The organism is Streptomyces sp. NPDC001717 (assembly GCF_042892775.1).
GTDB lineage: Bacteria > Actinomycetota > Actinomycetes > Streptomycetales > Streptomycetaceae > Streptomyces.
In genome coordinates this window covers 38,506-56,318 of sequence record NZ_JBIAUK010000046.1, presented here as the reverse complement: position 1 = coordinate 56,318, position 17,813 = coordinate 38,506, and the positions used below count along the sequence as shown (strand labels likewise).

17 protein-coding genes and 1 pseudogene are annotated in these 17,813 nt (G+C 72.6%); 9 read left to right on the top strand and 9 right to left on the bottom strand.

All coding sequences use genetic code 11. The features are described from left to right. The first annotated feature begins 185 nt into the window (after window positions 1-185). Entirely contained in the window at window positions 186-467 is a 282-nt protein-coding gene (locus tag ACFYZL_RS38275; RefSeq protein WP_384755111.1) for a hypothetical protein, read from the top strand. A gap of 58 nt (window positions 468-525) precedes the next feature. Here the strand turns inward: ACFYZL_RS38275 and ACFYZL_RS38270 are convergent, their stop codons facing one another. Continuing rightward, window positions 526-1,710, bottom strand: a complete 1,185-nt coding sequence (locus ACFYZL_RS38270; protein ID WP_384755108.1) for a CapA family protein — start codon at window positions 1,708-1,710, stop codon at window positions 526-528. 332 nt (window positions 1,711-2,042) lie between these two features. Here ACFYZL_RS38270 and ACFYZL_RS38265 point away from each other — a divergent pair, with 332 nt between their 5' ends. After that, window positions 2,043-2,582: a sigma-70 family RNA polymerase sigma factor gene (locus tag ACFYZL_RS38265; protein ID WP_384755105.1), complete on the top strand. Its 540-nt coding sequence runs from the start codon at window positions 2,043-2,045 to the stop codon at window positions 2,580-2,582. A 217-nt stretch (window positions 2,583-2,799) separates the two neighbouring features. Then, window positions 2,800-3,264: a hypothetical protein gene (locus ACFYZL_RS38260; protein WP_384755113.1), complete on the top strand. Its 465-nt coding sequence runs from the start codon at window positions 2,800-2,802 to the stop codon at window positions 3,262-3,264. Here ACFYZL_RS38260 and ACFYZL_RS38255 read toward each other — a convergent pair. Continuing rightward, a complete protein-coding gene (locus ACFYZL_RS38255) occupies window positions 3,240-4,235 on the bottom strand; it encodes a hypothetical protein (RefSeq protein ID WP_388685548.1) in 996 nt (331 codons plus the stop codon). The genes ACFYZL_RS38260 and ACFYZL_RS38255 overlap by 25 nt on opposite strands. Window positions 4,236-4,348: 113 nt before the next feature. On the opposite strand from ACFYZL_RS38255, the gene ACFYZL_RS38250 reads away from it, so the two are divergent. Continuing rightward, entirely contained in the window at window positions 4,349-5,029 is a 681-nt protein-coding gene (locus ACFYZL_RS38250; protein WP_384755100.1) for a TetR/AcrR family transcriptional regulator, read from the top strand. 9 nt (window positions 5,030-5,038) lie between these two features. On the opposite strand, the gene ACFYZL_RS38245 is transcribed toward ACFYZL_RS38250, so the two are convergent. The 4 genes from ACFYZL_RS38245 to ACFYZL_RS38230 all read right to left on the bottom strand — a co-directional run bounded on the left by ACFYZL_RS38245 (window position 5,039) and on the right by ACFYZL_RS38230 (window position 9,688). Then, complete coding sequence (locus ACFYZL_RS38245) at window positions 5,039-5,431, bottom strand: hypothetical protein (protein WP_384755097.1); 393 nt, start codon at window positions 5,429-5,431, stop codon at window positions 5,039-5,041. Between the two features lie 26 nt (window positions 5,432-5,457). Then, on the bottom strand, window positions 5,458-6,318 hold the full coding sequence (locus ACFYZL_RS38240) for an Fpg/Nei family DNA glycosylase (RefSeq protein ID WP_384755094.1): 861 nt from the start codon (window positions 6,316-6,318) through the stop codon (window positions 5,458-5,460). Between the two features lie 192 nt (window positions 6,319-6,510). Next, on the bottom strand, window positions 6,511-8,574 hold the full coding sequence (locus ACFYZL_RS38235) for a SpoIIE family protein phosphatase (RefSeq protein ID WP_384755092.1): 2,064 nt from the start codon (window positions 8,572-8,574) through the stop codon (window positions 6,511-6,513). A 7-nt stretch (window positions 8,575-8,581) separates the two neighbouring features. Beyond that, window positions 8,582-9,688 carry a DUF6777 domain-containing protein gene (locus tag ACFYZL_RS38230; RefSeq protein ID WP_388685545.1) on the bottom strand — a complete coding sequence of 369 codons (1,107 nt, stop codon included), beginning with the start codon at window positions 9,686-9,688 and terminating at the stop codon, window positions 8,582-8,584. Window positions 9,689-10,015: 327 nt separating this feature from the next. Here ACFYZL_RS38230 and ACFYZL_RS38225 point away from each other — a divergent pair, with 327 nt between their 5' ends. The 3 genes from ACFYZL_RS38225 to ACFYZL_RS38215 are packed head-to-tail and all read left to right on the top strand — an operon-like array spanning window position 10,016 to window position 12,965. Then, window positions 10,016-10,963 (top strand): YndJ family protein, encoded by a 948-nt coding sequence (locus ACFYZL_RS38225; protein ID WP_388685542.1) that lies wholly within the window; start codon window positions 10,016-10,018, stop codon window positions 10,961-10,963. Further along, window positions 10,960-11,493 (top strand): DUF1990 family protein, encoded by a 534-nt coding sequence (locus tag ACFYZL_RS38220; protein WP_384755084.1) that lies wholly within the window; start codon window positions 10,960-10,962, stop codon window positions 11,491-11,493. The genes ACFYZL_RS38225 and ACFYZL_RS38220 overlap by 4 nt, the downstream gene beginning before the upstream one ends. Window positions 11,494-11,513: 20 nt before the next feature. After that, entirely contained in the window at window positions 11,514-12,965 is a 1,452-nt protein-coding gene (locus ACFYZL_RS38215; RefSeq protein ID WP_384755081.1) for a lipase maturation factor family protein, read from the top strand. On the opposite strand, the gene ACFYZL_RS38210 is transcribed toward ACFYZL_RS38215, so the two are convergent. Both ACFYZL_RS38210 and ACFYZL_RS38205 read right to left on the bottom strand, forming a co-directional pair. Then, window positions 12,951-13,934: an NAD-dependent epimerase/dehydratase family protein gene (locus ACFYZL_RS38210; RefSeq protein WP_388685537.1), complete on the bottom strand. Its 984-nt coding sequence runs from the start codon at window positions 13,932-13,934 to the stop codon at window positions 12,951-12,953. The genes ACFYZL_RS38215 and ACFYZL_RS38210 overlap by 15 nt on opposite strands. A 253-nt stretch (window positions 13,935-14,187) precedes the next feature. After that, window positions 14,188-14,361 carry a hypothetical protein gene (locus ACFYZL_RS38205; RefSeq protein ID WP_384589656.1) on the bottom strand — a complete coding sequence of 58 codons (174 nt, stop codon included), beginning with the start codon at window positions 14,359-14,361 and terminating at the stop codon, window positions 14,188-14,190. Between the two features lie 338 nt (window positions 14,362-14,699). Between ACFYZL_RS38205 and ACFYZL_RS38200 the strand changes: the two genes are divergently transcribed. Next, window positions 14,700-15,188: a hypothetical protein gene (locus tag ACFYZL_RS38200; RefSeq protein ID WP_388685534.1), complete on the top strand. Its 489-nt coding sequence runs from the start codon at window positions 14,700-14,702 to the stop codon at window positions 15,186-15,188. 45 nt (window positions 15,189-15,233) lie between these two features. Here the strand turns inward: ACFYZL_RS38200 and ACFYZL_RS38195 are convergent, their stop codons facing one another. Then, window positions 15,234-16,721: an SDR family NAD(P)-dependent oxidoreductase gene (locus tag ACFYZL_RS38195; protein ID WP_384746590.1), complete on the bottom strand. Its 1,488-nt coding sequence runs from the start codon at window positions 16,719-16,721 to the stop codon at window positions 15,234-15,236. A gap of 269 nt (window positions 16,722-16,990) precedes the next feature. On the opposite strand from ACFYZL_RS38195, the pseudogene ACFYZL_RS38190 reads away from it, so the two are divergent. Continuing rightward, window positions 16,991-17,803, top strand: a pseudogene (locus ACFYZL_RS38190) (DMT family transporter); the annotation flags it as partial. Window positions 17,804-17,813: the final 10 nt, after the last annotated feature.

Genomic DNA, 17,813 nt, shown 5'->3' with positions numbered 1-17,813 from the left:
ATCAACACCAGGCAGCAGGGGTGCTATCCGCTCCCACGCCACATCCGTCAGCTCACCACGACCCACCACAAGATCAATTATCAGACAGTGCCTAGGGCCCTTTTCCGGATGGGGCCCTCGGCGGGGACGTGCGTACGCGGCGCAATCGCCTTGCCGTCCTGACGCCGGCGCGCGATTCTGGGCCGATGCCAGGACAGCGGAGCAGACGGCGACGACGAGAGGCCGAGCAGCAGCGGCTCGCCGCGCTCACCTCACCGGACGCGGGACGGTGGGAACTGGTGCTCGTGACCGGTGACCAGGAGGAGCTGCGCACGCAACTGCGCCGTCTTCGGCAGGTGGGAGTCGACGAGCGGATGATCCGGATCGACACACTGTGCGGGCGCCTGGCGGCGCCGACCGTTCACCGGCTGAGCCGGTTCGTCACGAACCCCGAGCGGGAGTCCGGGCACGAGCACTCCGGTCCGTGATCTCGCGGCAGGTCGATGCCGCCCGGACCGGGGCCCGGTGCACGGACCGGAAGGCCCCTCACTTCGCCATGGTGAGCCCGTCCTTCGCGGCGCCCCGGCCCAGGACCGCTTCGGTGACGGCCTCCTTGGCGCTCTCGTGCTCCTCCCCTTCGGAGTGGAGCGCGAGGTTGACGACGCGGCCGGTGGACAGGTCCATCATCTGCGGGACGAACTCGGCCTTGGTGACCTGCCAGCGCTGCCCGGCGGCGGCCGGCGGCGCGAAGGTGAAGCGGCCGATCGAGCCGTAGTTGCCGCGCATGTCCCGCGCGCCCGAGTAGTTGAACATCTCGCCCGCGACCTGGTCGCCCATGCCGTAGACGATCCACGTGCCGTTGACCTTCTCGTACGCCTGCGGGATGTGCGCGTGGGTGCCGAGGATCAGGTCGATGTCGGGGCGGCCTGCGGTCTGCGAGGCGGTCAGCGCCTTGCCGAGGGAGAGCTGGGTCTCGTCCGGCTCGGTCTGCCATTCCGTGCCCCAGTGCACGCTCACCAGCACCACGTCCGCGCCGGCCTTCCGGGCGGCCCGGGCGTCGGCGATGATCTTGTCCTGCTTCATCAGGTTGACCGCCCACGGCTGGCCTTCCGGCATCGGGTAGCCGTTGGTGTCGTAGGTGTAGGCGAGGTGCGCGACCTTCGCGGAGCCCGCCTTGTACATGGTCACGGTGGTCGCCTCGGCGGCCGTACGGGCCGAGCCGGCGTGCTTCAGCCCGACCTTGTCGAAGCGGTCCAGGGTGCGGCGCAGTCCGTCGCCGCCGTCGTCGAGGGTGTGGTTCGAAGCCGTGGAGCAGCCGTCGTAGCCGGTCGCCTTGAGCGCGTCGGCGACCTCGGGCGGGGAGGTGAAGGCCGGGTAGCCGGAGAAGGGGCCGCCCTCCTCGCCGTAGATGGTCTCCATGTGGCAGAGGGCGAGATCGGCGGCCGAGACCACGGACTTGACGTCGGAGAACATCGGCTTGAAGTCGTAACCGTCGCCGTTCGCGTCGTTCGCGGCGCGCTGGATGACCGAGGTGTGCGGCAGCACGTCACCGCTCGCGACGAGGGTGAAGCCCTGGGCCGAGGGGGATCCGGCGGCGTGGGAGGGCGTGGGTCGGCCGGTGTCCGCCAGGCGGGCCGGACCGGACTTCCCGGCGGCCGAGCAGCCGGCCGCGGCCGCCGACAGCAGGAGTGCGGACAGGAGGGCGGCCGTTCTCCGGGTGGGCTTGGTCATCTGCCCCAGCTCTCGTTAGTACGACTATCTGATATCCGATCACCTGCAATCCACATAACAGGACGTCCCAAGTCAAGGAACGGATCCGTCCGCCTGCCGCGCACTCACCCCGACGGCCGATGCGGAGCCCTCCCGCGCCACCCCCCGGCCCCTCGGCCCCCTGCCGTTCGCCGCGCCGTTCGACCGTTCGCCGACCGGCACTGCCGCCCACCGGCCGACCGGGGTGCTTGGGCGCACGGACTGGACGGGACGGTTCCGAGGCGGCCCGCCGCAGGTCAGGGTGAACGGGACGCCTGACCGTCGGCCCCCACACCCCCCGGAAGGAGCCCCTCGTGCCGCTCTCCCCCACCCGCCGGCACACGGCCCCCGAGGCCCTGGCCGAACTCCAACGCGAACACGGGCGGGCGCTGTTCGGATTCCTGCTCGGACTCACGGCCGGTGACGCCCAACGCGCCGAGGACCTCGTACAGGAGACCCTCGTACGGGTCTGGCAGCACCCGGAGGTCCTGTCCACGGAGCACGAATCGATGCGGCCCTGGCTGTTCACGGTCGCCCGGCGGCTCGCGATCGACGCACGGCGGGCCCGGCTGTCCCGGCCGCAGGAGGTGGACCCGGAAGGACTGGAGCAGGCGCCCGCCCCCGAGGACGCGGTGGCCGGCTCGGTCACGGCGATCGACGTCCGCCGCGCGGTCGGCTCACTGGGCGCGGAGCACCGAGAGGTGCTGATGCAGGTGTACTTCCAGGACCGGTCCGTGGCCGAGGCCGCCGCCGAACTCGGCATCCCGGCCGGCACCGTGAAGTCCCGTACGCACTACGCCCTGCGCGCCCTCAGGAAGGGCCTGCAAGGGTACGGGTACGGGCTCGGCGCCTGACGGCCCCGGTCAGGGAGTGCCTCGAACGTACGTGAACCGGACAGAAAATGCATCGAATTCGGCATCAGAGCGCGCAAGTTGAGTAAACATCCCCCGCTCCACGAGCCGCCGGGTGAAGGCTCGTGGCTGACGGCGGGACGCTGGACGCGTGGGAGAAGGTGGAACGGTGCAGCCCGAGGGTACGAACGGCACCAGTGACGGCGGGCTCGCGGTGCCCATGGCGTGGCTCTATGCCGAGTACATCGCGGACGAACTGCTGCGCACGGGCCGGCTGATCCCGGTCAGCACGTTGGAATTCCGGGCCGGCCGCGACACGCTCGCCCTGACGATCTACCTCTCGGACGCGGCCGGCGAGCTGTCCGGGATCCGGGTGGTCTCCCAACTCGACGAGTGGCTGTCGCTGACGGCGTACGGCCATCCGTGGCGCGACTGGGTCCACACCCGGTTCCTCGCGCTGGGCGAGGAGGCCAGGGAGCGCGGCCGCGGCGAGGACCCCGATCTGGAACTGGCCCGGGCGGCCTGGCGCTGGCTCGACAGCACCGAACTCTTCGCCACCAACCTCGACCCCGGCCGCCACGGCCACGCGGACACCCCGGCGGGCCTGGACGAGAACGCCCGCGTGTGGACCCCGGCCTGGCAACTCGGACTGCCGCTCGGTCACTTGGCGATGCACTTGTTCTGACCTACCGGGCCCACGGCAGTCGTCGCGGCGCGGCGGGCGGCGGCGACCACGCGTACCGCCGCCGCGGCGCAAGCCGTCAGGACCGCGGCGAGGGCCGCGAGGGTCGCGGCGTCCGGGTGGATCAGTGACTGGCCGCGACCGGCCTGCCAGGTCACGACCGCGACGAAGCCGGCGTAACCGAGCGCGGCGATGCCCACGAGGCGGGCGCGGACGCGCTCGTCGCGGAGCCAGGCGTGGCGGGCCGAGAGGGCGATCAGCACGGCGGTGAGCACGAGCAGGATCTGGATGCCGTGCAGGGCGAAGAAGTGCGGGACCCTGAAGTCGCCGCCGGTGACGCTCCAGTTGGTGAGGGGCATGCCGTGCCCGTCGGGGTCCCCGATGCCGTGGCCCTGGTACATCGGGATCCCGTGGCCGTTGGCGTCCGTGACGGTGCGCTCGTGGATGCCCGTCACCATCCAGTACACCGGGATGAGCATGCCGGCGGTGGCGAGGCCGATGCCGGCTCGGATGGCCCGGTTCAGGTCCCTGCCGCCGGTGCGCTGGACCAGCACGACGACGCCGACGACCAACTGCGCGATGACGATGACCATCACGCCGAGGGTGAGGACCGGCACCAGGGCCAGGGTGACGGGGTCGCCGCGGTCCGCGTTGAAGTGGCTGATCGTGCCGCGCGCCGCCTGCACGGTGATGGCTCCGACCTCGGCGGTCGTGGCCAGTGCGAAGACGGTGCCGGCCCACCATGCGAGGCGCCTGCCCTTGTGGAGCCCGGTCAGCAGCCGGGCGAGCGTTGCTCCGTAGAGGGCGAAGGCGAAACCGAACTTCATGGGCTTGGCCCACACCGACTCGCCCAGCAGGGTCCGCCCGTCCACGGCCATGGCGACGCCGCAGAGGAGCACGAGACCCGCCATCAGGGCCGCGCAGGCCGTGAGCGGGCGGTGCCAGGTGCGCCGGACTTCGGTCGACGTACTCACGAGAGCTCCTTTTACAGTGTTCAACTCGGCGACTTGCACACCGTAAAAGAAGCCCCACCCCCACCACAACCCCTTTGTTGAACACCGTGCAAGACGTTGGCTACCCTGTGGCCATGCCGCGTGAGACCTTGAGCCGTGACCAGATCGTCCGGGCCGCCGTCGACCTCCTCGACAGCGAGGGCATCGACGGCCTGAGCATGCGTCGCCTCGGGCAGCGGATGGGCTCGGCGGCGACCGCGATGTACTGGCACGTCGCCGGCAAGGAGAGCCTCGTGGTCCTCGCCGCCGACGAGGTGTGGGGCGAACTGGACTTCCGGGACCCGGCCGTGGTCGGCTGGCGGGCCGCGGCCCGCGCGCTGGTGCACGACACGTACGCACTGGGCCGACGCCACCCGTGGCTCGTACCCGCCATCAGCACGCACTTCGTCTACGGCACGGGGATGGCCGCCTTCCAGGAACACTCGTACGCGATCTACGAGGCGGCCGGGTTCAGCGGTCGGGAGCTGGACCGGGCCGTGAACGCGTCCTTCACCTTCGTGGTCGGCACCCTGCTCGCCGAAGCCTCCCGGGCGACGATCGCCGACGCCCGGGTACCCCGCGGAAAGGGCGACCAGGAACCGCCGCCGAGCGTCGCCGAGTGGGCGCGGGACATCGCGTCGCAGTTCCCGCGGCTGCGCGCCCGCATGGAGGAGCAGCAGGCCGAGGACCCCGCCGTGGCGGCCGCGGAGGCGTTCGAGTTCGGCGTGGAGGCCATCCTCGACGGCCTGGAGGCCCGCCTCGGCGCACGCGGTTGACGGCCGGCGCTACCGGTCCGGGGAACGCTCCGCGGGATCCATCACCAGGCCCGTGAAGTCCGCCTCGTTGCGCTCCGCCCGGGTGACGTACCAGCGTGCGACGAGCCACATCACCGGATACACCAGCACGCCGAGCGCCGGCCAGACCAGCGTCCGCGAACTCCCCCTCGGCAGTACGAACACCAGCGGCAGCGAGCCGACCAGCAACCCGAGCGCGGCCAGCGCGCCCAGTCCGGCCCGGAGCTGGCTGCGCATCAGGGCCCGTACGTAGGTGGCGCCGAGGGTGGTCTGCTCGGAGATCTCCGAGCGCGCCGGCGCGTGCGCGGGCGGCCGGCGGCGATCGCCCCGGGGCACCCCGGTGACGACCTCACGCCGGGGCGGCGACTGCTGCTCCTCGGGCATGGTGCCGGAGTCTACGCAGCGCGGGGCTATTTGAGGAGGCGGGAGAGCCGCCGGTCGGCGAGCGGCTTGCCACCCGTCTGGCAGGTCGGGCAGTACTCCAGCGAGGAATCGGCGAAGGACACCGACCGGACCGTGTCCCCGCACACCGGACATGGCTCCCCGGCCCGGCCGTGCACGCGCAGGCCGCTCTTCTTCTCCGCCTTCAGCTCACCCGCCGCCAGCCCGTGCGCCCGTGCGACGGCCTCGCGCAGTGTGTCCCGCACGGCCGCGTGGAGCTCGGTGACCTGCTCGTCCCCGAAGGACGCGGCCAGTTTGAACGGGGAGACCTTGGCCCGGTGCAGGATTTCGTCGCTGTAGGCGTTCCCGATGCCCGCGATGACGCTCTGGTCCCTCAGCACGCCCTTGATCTGGCGCCGCTCCCCCTCCAGGAGGGCGGCGAAGGCGTCCCGGTCGAAATCCTCGGCCAGGGGATCGGGGCCGAGGCGGGCGATTCCGGGCACCTCCTGGGGGTCGCGCACCACGTACACGGCGAGACGCTTCTGGGTGCCCGCCTCGGTGAGGTCGAACCCGCCGCCGCCCTCCAGTACGAGGCGCAGCGCGAGCGGCCCCTTGCCGGGGCGGGGCGGCGCCGCGGGCAGGGTCTCGTGCCAGCGCAGCCACCCGGCGCGGGCCAGGTGGGTGACCAGGTGGAGCTCCCCGATCCGCACGGCCAGGAACTTGCCGAAGCGGGAGGTACCGGCGGCGGTCCGCCCTTCGAGCGCGGTCAGGGGCGGGTCGTAGGTCTTGAGCACGCTGACGGCGAGCGGATGGACGCGCTCGACCGTCCGGCCGGGCAGGTGCGCGTCGAGGTACTCCCTCAGGGCCTCGACCTCGGGCAGCTCGGGCATGGCTCCAGCCTGCCGCCGGCCAGCGCGAAGCGCGAGCGGGCCGGCGGCGGGCAGCAGGCGGCAGGCGGCAGGCGGATCCGGCCTCGCCTGCGTGCGAGGCGCGGGGTCCGGCGCGGAGCCCCGAGGACGCGGCGCGCAGGCCGCCCTCCGCGCACGGCCCCCGACACCTTTCCGCACCCCGCAGGGGAACGGTCAGCCCATGACGAACTCGCACCACACGCACTTGCCGCTCCCCCTCGGCTCCACCCCCCACACGTCCGCCAGCCGGTCCACCAGCATCAGACCCCGCCCCGAGACCCCCGCCTCCCCCGCCTCCCGGCGCCTCGGCAGGGCGCTGGAGCGGTCTTCCACTTCCACTCGGAGCCGGCGCTGCGGGCCCTCCAGGACCCGGAGGGTCACGATCGCCGGGCCGTCCGTGTGCATCAGCGCGTTCACGATGAGCTCGTCCGCGACGAGCTCGATCTCGTCGGCCCGTTCGCGCGCGCCCCACGCGCGCACCGCCGCGCCGATCATGTGCCGCGCCGCGACGAGCGCCTCCGGGTCGCCCGGGGCCACGTGCTGCTGGAGGCGGCCCCCGCCCCCCGGGGTGGTCGGCGCGTGGCGGCGCAGCAGGAGCAGCGCCATGTCGTCGTCGCCCCCGCGTTCGTCGATGACCCCGCACAGCAGGTCCGCCAACCGATGGAGGTCCCCGGGGCCGCGCCGGACCAGCGAGGTCAGCAGCTGGATCCCGTCGTCGAGGTCGGCTCCGGGCTGTTCCACGAGGCCGTCCGTACACAGCAGGAGCGTTTCTCCCGGGTCCAGTTCCACCGTGGTCACCGGGTATTCGAGGCGGCCGAATTCCGCGGAGAGCCCGAGCGGCATGCCGCCGCTCACCGGGAGGCGCCGGCAGTCCCCGTCCGGGGTGCGCAGCAGCGGATCGATGTGGCCGGCCCGTACGAGTTGCAGCACGCCCGTCGAAAGGTCGGCCTCCACGTACGTACAGGTCGCGAAGCGGTCGGTGTCCAGTTCGTGCAGGAAGACGGAGGCCCGCGCCATCACCGTCCCCGGCGAGTGCCCCTCCGCCGCGTACGCGCGCAGCACGATCCGGAGCTGGCCCATCACCGCCGCCGCGTGCGTGTCGTGGCCCTGGACGTCGCCGATGACCGCGCCGACCCGGCCGCCCGGCAGCGGGATGACGTCGTACCAGTCGCCGCCGATGTCCTGGCCCATCCGGGCGGAGCGGTAGCGGACCGCGATCTCGCCGCCCTGCACCGACGGGATCCGGCGCGGCAGCATCGCCTGCTGCAGCCCCTCGGCGAGGTCGTGCTCCTGCTCCAGCAGCATGGCCCGCTGGAGGCTCTGCGCGATGCTGCTTCCCAGGGCCACGAGCAGGTTGCGCTCGTCCTGGGTGAAGCCGTCCTTGTCCTGGTAGAGGAGGCCGATCGCGCCGATGGGCCTGGCCTGGGCGATCAGCGGCAGGTAGGCGGCCGCCGAGATGTCCATGTACGAGATCTTCGCCCAGAGCTCGGGATAGTCCTCGGCGAACTCCTGCGCGGAATCGAGGAACCGCGGCTGGAGCGAGCGGACGACCTCGCTCATGGGGTACTGCTCGTCGATCCGGGTGTAGCGGGTGCCGGGGACGAAGCTGCCTTCGGGGCCTTCGGCGACGAGGTGGATCCGGCCGGCCTCCACGAGGCCCATCACCATGCCCATCGAGCCGAGCCGTTCCAGGCCGTGGGCGTCGCCCAGGGCGTCGATGACGTCCTGGACGGTACGCGCGTGGGCGAGGGCGGCGGTGGTGGACTCCACCACCGAGGTCTGCCGGCGCCGTTCCTCGTCGAGGCCGAGCCGCTCCGCCGAGTGGCTGAGCTCCTCGGTGGCGTCCCGCACGATGCCGATGATCCGGTACGGGCGCCCGTCCTGGCCGCGCATGACGCGGCCCTGCGTGTGCGTCCAGCGCAGCCGTCCGTCGTGGCAGCGGATGCGGAAGTATGCGCCGTAGCTGTCCACGCCGCTCTTGAGGGCGGAGGAGACCAGGGCGTCGAGCCGGGCCCCCTCGTCGGGCGGGACGCGCGGAGAGAGGGACTCGGGCCGGCCTTCGTACTCGTCCGGGGTGGTGTCGAAGACGTCGAGGGCGGCTTCGTCCATGTGCATGAGACCGGTGATCAGGTCCCAGTCGAAACTGCCCATGCGGTTGAGTGACAGCGACCGGTCCGGGTGTGCGGGCCAGTCGTCCGGCAGCGATACGGTGGTCGGCACCGATCCACCATGACACACCCGCCGGTCAGGCGCTCTCCAGCGGGTACCCCGGGTCCGAGGGCGGTGGCATGAGGTTCGGGTCCGCGTTCGGGTCGCCGTTCGGGGTGGAGTACGGGTCCGCGTAGGGATCGGCGGGCGGGTTGGCGAAGGGGTCGCCCGGGTCGGTCGGCAGCGGCGTCGAGCCGTCGGGCTCCAGGGGGGCTCCGGACTCGGACGGGAACTGCGGCGGCAGGTCGGACGGGATGTCCGTCGGCGTGTCGGAGGGCGGCAGCGGTTGTGGCTGCTGCTGTGGGGAGGCCGGCTTCGACGGCGCGGCCGGGTCCTGCGAGAGCGGTGCGCCCGGCGGGCAGTCCGTCGGCGTGGGCGCCGGGGTGGCCGGCGGGGAGGTGCGGGCCGGACCGTTGTCGCCGGGGCCCGTGCACGGGTCGCCCGGTGCGGTGCCCGGCTGTCTGCCCCCCGGGTCGGTCGAGGGACCGGACGGGATGCCGTCGGCGGGATCGAACGGGGGCACCACCTGCGGCGGGCGGTCCTGGGCTCCGTCGTCGCCGTGCTTGCGTTCGAGCCAGGTGTTGTCGGCGATGTTGACGATCACCAGGTGGTTGATCACGTGGATGGTGGGCTCGATGACGACGACCTGGTTCGGCTGGTAGCCGTTCCACGCATCGCCCTTGTGCACCGGGGCACCCTTCGCCGCCCGCGGGGAACCCAGCGGGTTCCCGCATCCGCAACGGACCCGGGGCATTCCGTGTTCGTCGACGAGCACGGCCGTGCCGGCCTGGAGGACGGACTGGTAGCCGTCGGCGCGGCCGTCGCGGAATCCGTGGTTGGTGACCCGGGTGTCGGCGCGGAGCACGACCGGGGTCAGGCCCCGCAGGAACTCGGGGATCTTCGCCTGTTCGATGTCGGCCGCCTCGGCGAAGGCACGGGCCTTGGCGTTGTCCTCCGTGAGGTGGCGGACCTGCTGTTCCACGTCGCAGCTGCCCAGCCGCTGGGTCCCTCCGTACAGGCCGGGGGTGTCGGCGCTGACGGTGCGGATGCCGCGTCCGGTCGGATTCGGCAGCGGGGGCTGTACGGGCGCGGACTCGGCGGTGGCCGAGGAGGTGGTGAAGGGGTCGGGACCGGCCGAGGCCACGGGCTGGAGGTATACCTCCTGGCTCTCGGGTCCGGCGTTCGCCGTGGCTTTGTCGTGTCCGCCGCAGCCTGCCGCGAGCAGGCCCAGCGCGGCGAACAGGGCAGCGCCCGCCGGTACCTGACGACGTGGTGCCTGACGAGGTGTCGGAGGTGTCGGTCCGTACACGTGGGTCTCCCTTTTCGCCCCGGTTGCTCACTCTTGTCTGACGCATGCCCGGGAGTGTCGCAACCGGAGAGCCACTTGAACATGTTCAAGCAACCTCGTAAGGTCAGCATCGCGAGTTGAACGCGTTCAATGCGTTGGCCGCGCACATGGGGGGAGTCCAGGGTGACGGTACTGGTGAACACGATCGTCACCCTGGGCATGTTCTACGTGGTCCCCGCAGGCCTGCGCCTGATCGACCCGGCCGGACTGCGCCGGGTCGCCCGGCTCTGGCCCCTGCCGGCCGCCGCCGGGGCCGTCTCCCTCTGGCTGCCGCGCGGGGCGGTCGCCACCGCGCTCGCCGCACTGTACGCCGCGGCCTGCCTGGCCCTCGCGGCGCGGGCCCCGGCCCGGCTGCTGCGCGGCCGCTCCCTCCCCCGCCCGCCCGAGATCGCGGTGGCCACCGCGCTGGTCTCGCCCTCGATCGCCGGGACCGCCCTGGTGGCCGAGCGCGCCGGGATCCGACTCTTCGGCTTCGACCTCGACGTCCTGGCGCTGACCGTTCCGCACTTCCACTTCGCCGGATTCACGGCCGCCCTGGTCGCCGGGCTGGTGTGCCGGGCGGTCGGCACCGGGTCCCCGGACCGGCTGTCGCGAGGGGCGGCGTACAGCGTCCCCGCCGGTACCGCGCTGGTGCTGCTCGGCTACTTCGTCGACGACTGGGCCGAGCTGGTGGGCGCCGTGGTCCTGACCGCCGGCATGTGGGCCGTGGCCCTGCCGACCTGGCGGGAGATCCGGCCCGGGGCGCGCGACCGGACCACACGGGCGCTCCTGTCCACCTCGGCGGTGGTCCTGGTGGCGACCATGCTGCTCGCCCTGTGGTGGGCGGCCGGCGAGGCCACCGACATCGTGCACCCCACCCTGACCTGGATGGCCGCCACCCACGGCCTCGGGAACGCCCTCGGGTTCGCCCTGTGCTCGCTGCTTGCCTGGCACCGGCTGAGCGCGGAGACCGCCCCGAGCGGGGGCCCGGGCGAAGGCCCGGACACCGGACCGGTCGTCCACCGGAACGTCCGCTCCGGCATCCACCCCGACACCCACCCGACCGCACACTTCGAGGAGTTCTCGCCATGACCCGCCTCATCAGCGCCGGACGGGAAACGGTCTGCTACCCCGACCGGGGAGCCACGGCCCGCCTGCCGCTGCCCGCCGGCTACAACCACCTGCGTCACCGCACCCGGGTCGGCCACGGCCGGGCCGCCTTCGAGGCCGCCGGCACCGCGGTGACCACGTTCCACGCCCACCGCACCTCGGGCATGCGGGTGCGGGCGGCGGACGGCGCCGTCCGCCCCGGCAGCCGGGCGGTCGTCGGGATAGGAGTGGGGCCACTGCGGATCGAGGCCCCGTGCGAGGTGATCTGGACCGCGTACGAACCGGCCCGGGTGGGATTCGCGTACGGGACCCTGACCGGCCATCCGGAATGCGGCGAGGAGTCCTTCGTCGTGGAGATCGACCCCGACGGCACGGTGTGGTTCACGGTGACCGCCTTCAGCCGCCCGAACAGCTGGTACACGCGGCTCGCGGGTCCGGTGATCCCCTTCCTCCAGCTCCGCTACGCCCGATGGCTGGGCAGGCACGTGCGCAGGCTGGCCGCGGCCGCCTGACCCGTCCGATACTGGAGGCGATGGACTGGTTCACGGCGCCCGGCTACTGGCTGGCCCGGTTGGTCTTCCAGCGGGCCCTGGCCGGCGTCTACGTCTTCGCCTTCGTCGGAGCCGCCCTTCAGTTCAGGGCCCTGATCGGGGCGCACGGCATGCTGCCCGTGCCGCGCTACGTGCGGTACGTGCCCTTCCGGCGCGCGCCCAGCCTGTTCCAACTGCGCTACTCGGACCGGCTCTTCGCCTGGTGCGCCTGGGCCGGGGCCGCTCTCGCCGCGGCCCTCGCCGTCGGTGCGGGCGACGAGGTGCCACTGCCTGCGGCCATGGGAATGTGGGCCGTGCTGTGGCTGCTCTACCTCTCCATCGTGAACGTGGGGCAGACCTGGTACTCCTTCGGTTGGGAGTCGCTGCTGCTGGAGGTGGGCTTCCTCGCCGTCTTCCTCGGCAACGCGCGCGCCGGGCCGCCGGTGCTGGTGCTGTGGCTGCTGCGGTGGTTGCTGTTCCGCGTCGAGTTCGGGGCGGGGCTGATCAAGATGCGCGGGGACTCCTGCTGGCGCAAGCTCACCTGCCTGTACTTCCACCACGAGACGCAGCCGATGCCGGGGCCGCTCAGCTGGTTCTTCCACCATCTGCCCAAACCCCTCCACCGGGTGGAGTGCGCCGCGAACCACGTGACCCAACTGGTCGTCCCGGTCCTGCTCTTCACCCCGCAGCCCGTGGCCTCGTACGCGGCCGGGATCGTCATCGCGACGCAACTGTGGCTGGTGCTGTCGGGGAACTTCGCCTGGCTGAACTGGATCACCATCACGGTGGCGGTCGCCGCCGTGGACTTCACCGGGATCGCGGGGGCTCCCCCGGCCGCCGCCTCGCGGGAGGCGCCGCTCTGGTACGTGGTGGTGGTGTGCGCGGTGACCGCCCTGGTGCTGTTCCTCAGCCGTCACCCGGTGCTCAACATGATCTCCCGCCGGCAGGTGATGAACCGCTCCTTCGACTCCCTGCACCTGGTCAACACCTACGGGGCCTTCGGCTCGGTCGGCCGGGTCCGGATGGAGGTGGCGGTCGAGGGCACGAGCGCGGGCAGCGCCCACCGGGCGCCCCTGGACGAGGACTCCTGGCGGGAGTACGGCTTCAAGGGCAAGCCGGGGGAACCGCACAGACTGCCGCGCCAGTTCGCCCCCTACCACCTGCGGTTGGACTGGCTGATGTGGTTCGCGGCGATCTCTCCCGGTTACGCGGAGGACTGGTTCGGGCCGTTCGTGGAGCGGCTGCTGGCGGGCGACCGCGACACGCTGCGACTGCTGCGCCACAACCCGTTCCCCGACGCCCCGCCCCGGTACGTCCGGGCTCGGCTCTACCGCTACCGCTACACGACCTGGCGGGAGCTGCGCGAGACGGGCGACTGGTGGCACCGCACGCTGGTGCGCGAGTACCTGCCGCCGACCCGGCTCGCGCAGGCCGCCCGGTCAGAGCCCCAGTAGCGCCGCCTCCCGCTCGGCCGATATGCCCTTCTGCGGGCGGTCGGACCGTTGCGGGGCGACTCCGCCCAGTGACCGGAGCCAGGCCCAGGTGTCGGCCACGGTCTCCTCCACGGGGCGGCAGACGAGACCCGCCTCCAGGGCCTTGGTCACGTCACCGCGACACATGTAGTCGTGCAGCTCGCCCTCGGGGAGCCAGACGGGCAGCTCGGTCCACGGCTCGATGCCGGCCTTCTCGATGACCGCGGCGTCGGTCCAGCGCGGTTCGGCCTGCGCGCCGGTGGCGGTGACGCAGGCGTCGAGGAAGCCGCCCATGGTGGTGTGGTCGGCAGGGGAGACCACGTTGTAGGCGCCACCGAGCCCGGCCGCGCCGGCATCGAGGGAGAAGCGCGCGAGGTCGCGCACGTCGATGTACTGGAGCGGCTGCCCAGGGCGTCCGGGCGCGAGGAAGGGGCCACCGCGGGCAATCCGGTTCAGCCACCAGGGCAGTCGGCCGACGTTCTCGTAGGGGCCGAGTATCAGCCCGGCGCGCACCAGCAGGGCGCGCTCGCCGAAGGCGTCCAGGGCGGCGAGTTCACCGCCCCGCTTGTCCTGCGCGTAGGCGGTCTCGGGCGCGTCGGGCGAGCCGTCGACGACCGGCCCGTCCTCGGCGAGCCCGGGCGGAGCGGGATAGGCGTACACGGAGCGGGTGGATATGTAGACGTACCCGCCGGCCCGGCCGCGCAGCAGTCGGGCGCTGTCCCGTACGGCGGTGGGGGCGCCGCCCCAGGTGTCGACGACGAGGTCCCACTCCCCCTCGGCGAGGGCGTCCAGGCCTCCGGGGGCCGTCCGGTCCCCGTGCACGGCGGTGGTGCCCGGTGGGGGCGCGTGGTGTCCGCGGTGGAAGACGGTCACCTCCCAGCCCCGGGCGAGGGCGTCCTCGGTGATCGCGCGTCCGACGAATTCGGTACCACCCAGCATCAGGAGTTTCATGCAGGCAGCCTGCCCGGGCGGAGGGGGCGACGGAACCCGTGATCGCTCTGGGCGATGACGCTCACGGCGTACGGCTTCGGGGAACTCGACGGCCCGCTCGGACGATCGACCCTCGCGCCGACCAGGCCTGACCCCGGGCAGCCCGGGAGTCGGGACGCCCTGGGACGGGACGCCGGGGTGGGGACGGTCGGGGTCCGGGCAGGGGCAGCGCCCCCGGCGCGGGAGGCACGGGGGCGCTTGGTGCTGCTTCGCGTCAGTCGATGCCGGGCAGGATGTGCGATTCCGCCAGGTCGTCCTCGTACCCCGCCAAACGGATCGGGGCGGAGCGTGCCCACACTTCGAGGCTTCCGAGCTCGTCGGACCGCGTCTTGCGGCGCGAGGCCGGTCGCTCCAGCAACTCCGGTTCGGGCTTCGTCTTCTCAGTCACCGCGCACTCCTTCGTGTCGCGTAACCCGGCGGGCTGACCGCGCCGGGCAGGGAGGGAATGGGTTCCGGACGCGGTGGCGCCTTTATGGAGCGCGGCCCGGATGGGGCCGTCTTGATGCCCCAGAGTACACATATGAGCGGACCCCCGCTCGATGGAAAGGCAAAATCCGCTCCGTCCACCCAGTTTCGCCGCGAATTCAGCAAGTCGTAGGACGGCGGGTCCCGGGCGGGTGGTCTGCTCGATGGCGGGTGTACGCGGTGCTACGGAGAGGAACGGCAGTGGCCAGGTCCGGGGTGTCGGGGTCCGAAGTCCCTTGCGTCACAAGCGTGGTGGAGCTCATGGATCTTCTGCACGCGTGCCGCGGCGGCCGGGGTCTCGGGACCGCCGCCCTGTTGCGGCGCTCGCATCCCTTCGACAAGGAACTCCAGGTCGCGGGCTTGGTGCACGAGATCGGAACGCTGCTCTGTCCGGGTGACCGCGCGTTTCGCGCCGACTACGCGGCGGCGATGGCGGTCCGGCCCCTGCTCGGCGCACGGGTGGCCCTGCTCCTCGCTCTCGCCGGGAACGCCGGCGACGCCGGGATCACGGGGATCGAGCCGGCGGGAGCGACGGCGGAGGTCCGGGAGGCGGCCGCGACCCTGCGCCAGGCCCGGGACGTCGCCGCGGCGACCGGCCTCGACGCGGGCGTGCTGGAGGACTGGCAGCCGGTACTGGAGCTGGTCGCGGCCGGGGCCTACCGGCCCGCCCGGCACGCCCGCCCGGCACGGCCCCTGAACGGCGACGACCCCCTCGGTTCGCCGAGGGGGTCGATCGCGGGGATCCCGTAGGCCGGGGGCCGGGCCCGGGGCCCGAGGGCCGGGGGCCGGGGCGGACTACCAGTTCGCGGGGGCGTAGTCCTTCAGGAAGACGCCGAACAGGTCCTCGCCGGCCTCGCCGCGGACGACCGGGTCGTAGACGCGGGCGGCGCCGTCGACCAGGTCGAGGGGGGCGTGGAAACCCTCCTCGGCGAGGCGCAGCTTGTCGAAGTGCGGGCGCTCGTCGGTGATCCAGCCGGTGTCGACCGAGGTCATCAGGATGCGGTCGGTCTGGAACATCTCCTGGCCGCTGGTCCGCGTCACCATGTTCATGGCGGCCTTGGCGGCATTGGTGTTCGGGTGCCCCGCGCCCTTGTAGCCGCGGCTGAAGACGCCCTCCATCGCCGAGACGTTCACGACGTACGCCCGCCCGCTGGCCGCCTTGCGGGCGGCCTCGGCCATCGACGGCCGCAGCGCGCTGATCAGGATGAACGGCGACGTGTAGTTGCACAGCTGGGTCTCGAGCAGCTCCACCGGGGAGATCTGGTCGATGGTCTGCACCCAGGTGTTGGTGTCGACGACGTCCGGCAGCAGGCCGCCCGCGTCGATGGCGGTGCCGGCGATGTGCCGTTCCAGGCTGGCGTTGCCCGCGACCAGGGCGAGGTCGGCGACCTTCTGCGCCTCGAGTCCGCTCACGCCGACGGGCAGCGCCGCCAGGCCGTCGACCGCGCCGGAGTTGAAGGCGCCGATGACGTGGTGGGCGGGGAGCTCGCCGGCGGGCAGCGGGGCGCTCTCGCCCTCGACCAGCGCCGCGTAGGCGGTGGGCAGGCGGCGCACGGTCTGCGTCGCGTTGTTGATCAGGATGTCGAGCGGGCCGGCCGCCGCGACCTGCTCGGCGAGCGCCACGGACTGGGCCGGGTCGCGCAGGTCGATGCCGACGACCTCCAGGCGGTGCATCCAGTCCGCGGAGTCCTCCATCGCCTTGAAGCGGCGGATGGCGTCCTTGGGGAAGCGCGTGGTGATCGTGGTGTGGGCGCCGTCGCGCAGCAGTCGCAGCGCGATGTACATGCCGATCTTGGCCCGGCCGCCGGTGAGGAGCGCGCGCTTGCCGGTGAGGTCGGCGCGGGCCTCCCGCTTGCCGCGGTTCTCGACGGCGCAGCCCGGGCAGAGCTGGTGGTAGAAGTAGTCGACCTCGACGTACCGCGTCTTGCAGATGTAGCAGGAGCGCGGGCGCTGGAGTATCCCGGCGATCCGGCCGGCCTCGGTGACCGAGGAGGGCAGGATGCCCTCGGTCTCGTCGTCGATGCGCTCGGCGGAGCCGGTCGCGGTGGCCTCGGTGACGGCCTTGTCGTTGGCGGTCTTGGCGGCGCGGCGCTCCTGGCGGCGGCGCTGCTTGACCGTCCGGTAGATGCCCGCGGTGGCGCGGCGTACGGTGATGGCGTCCGGGTGGTCGACGTCGATCTTGTCGAGCTCGTCGAGCACGCTGAGGCAGACGGCGAGGCGCTCGGGATCGATGCCGGGCCCGTACGCCTGCGCGTGGTCGTTGGTTTCGTCGGTCACCGTCATGGCCGCTGCCCGTTCCTTGATCACTCGTCCGCATCCGCCTGCTGCGGAAGTCCCAAAAGGGAAACTGTACGGATCCGATGCGGCCGGAACCAAACCCGTCACGCGACCCTCACGCACCGCGACCGGAGCGTCACCCCGTGCGCCGGATCCGGCGCCGCGCGCCCTTCCGGGAGCGCGTGATCGAGTACTCCTGTACTACGTCCGGAGTACGACTCGTGACCCCCTGTGGGCGGAGGAATAGCGCAGTTGGGTCGGGCATTGTGGACTTCATGAGTGCACTGGCGCTGTCGGTCCTGCTCTGTCTCGTGTCCGCCGTCGCGTACGCGGGCGGCGCGATCGTCCAGGAACGGGTGGCGGTGAGCACGCCGGACCGGCCCTACGCGCCCCTGCGCCGTGCCGGCTGGTGGGTGGCGGTCGGGCTCAACGGCCTCGGTGCGCTGCTGCACGTGGCGGCCCTCGCGTACGGTCCGCTCAGTCTCGTCCAGCCGCTCGGCGCCCTCACCATCGTCTTCGCGCTGCCCATGGCGGCCGTCTTCGTGGGGCGCCGCGCGGGTGCGGCGGCGTGGCGCGGTGCGGTGCTGGCCACGGTGGGTCTGGCCGGCCTGTTGGCCCTGACCGGCGGGAACGCACGCGCGGAACGGACGCCGGCGCACTCCGAGTCGAGTCTGCTGCTCGTGGTGACCGCGTCGGTCGTGGCCGTGCTGTTCCTGGCGGCGCACCGGGTGCACCGGGCGGTGCTGCGCGCCGTGCTGATGGCCGCGGCGGCGGGCACCTCCTTCGGCATGGCCTCGGTGTTCACCAAGTCCGTGGCCGAGTCCGCGGGCCGGGGTGCGTTCGGGGCGCTGTGGCCGGACCTCGCGGCGATAGCGGTACTGGCGGCCGGCGGCCTGCTGCTCTCACAGGCCGCCTACCGGGGCGCCGGGCTGACCGCGCCGCTGGCCACGGTGACCGTGGTCAATCCGGTGGTCGCGGCAACGGTCGGCATAACGCTGTTCGGCGAGGGCTTCCGGTTCGGGGCCCTGGGCACGACGGCGGCGCTGTTCAGCGCGTTGACGGCGGCCGCGGGCCTGATCCTGCTGACTTCGGTGCCGC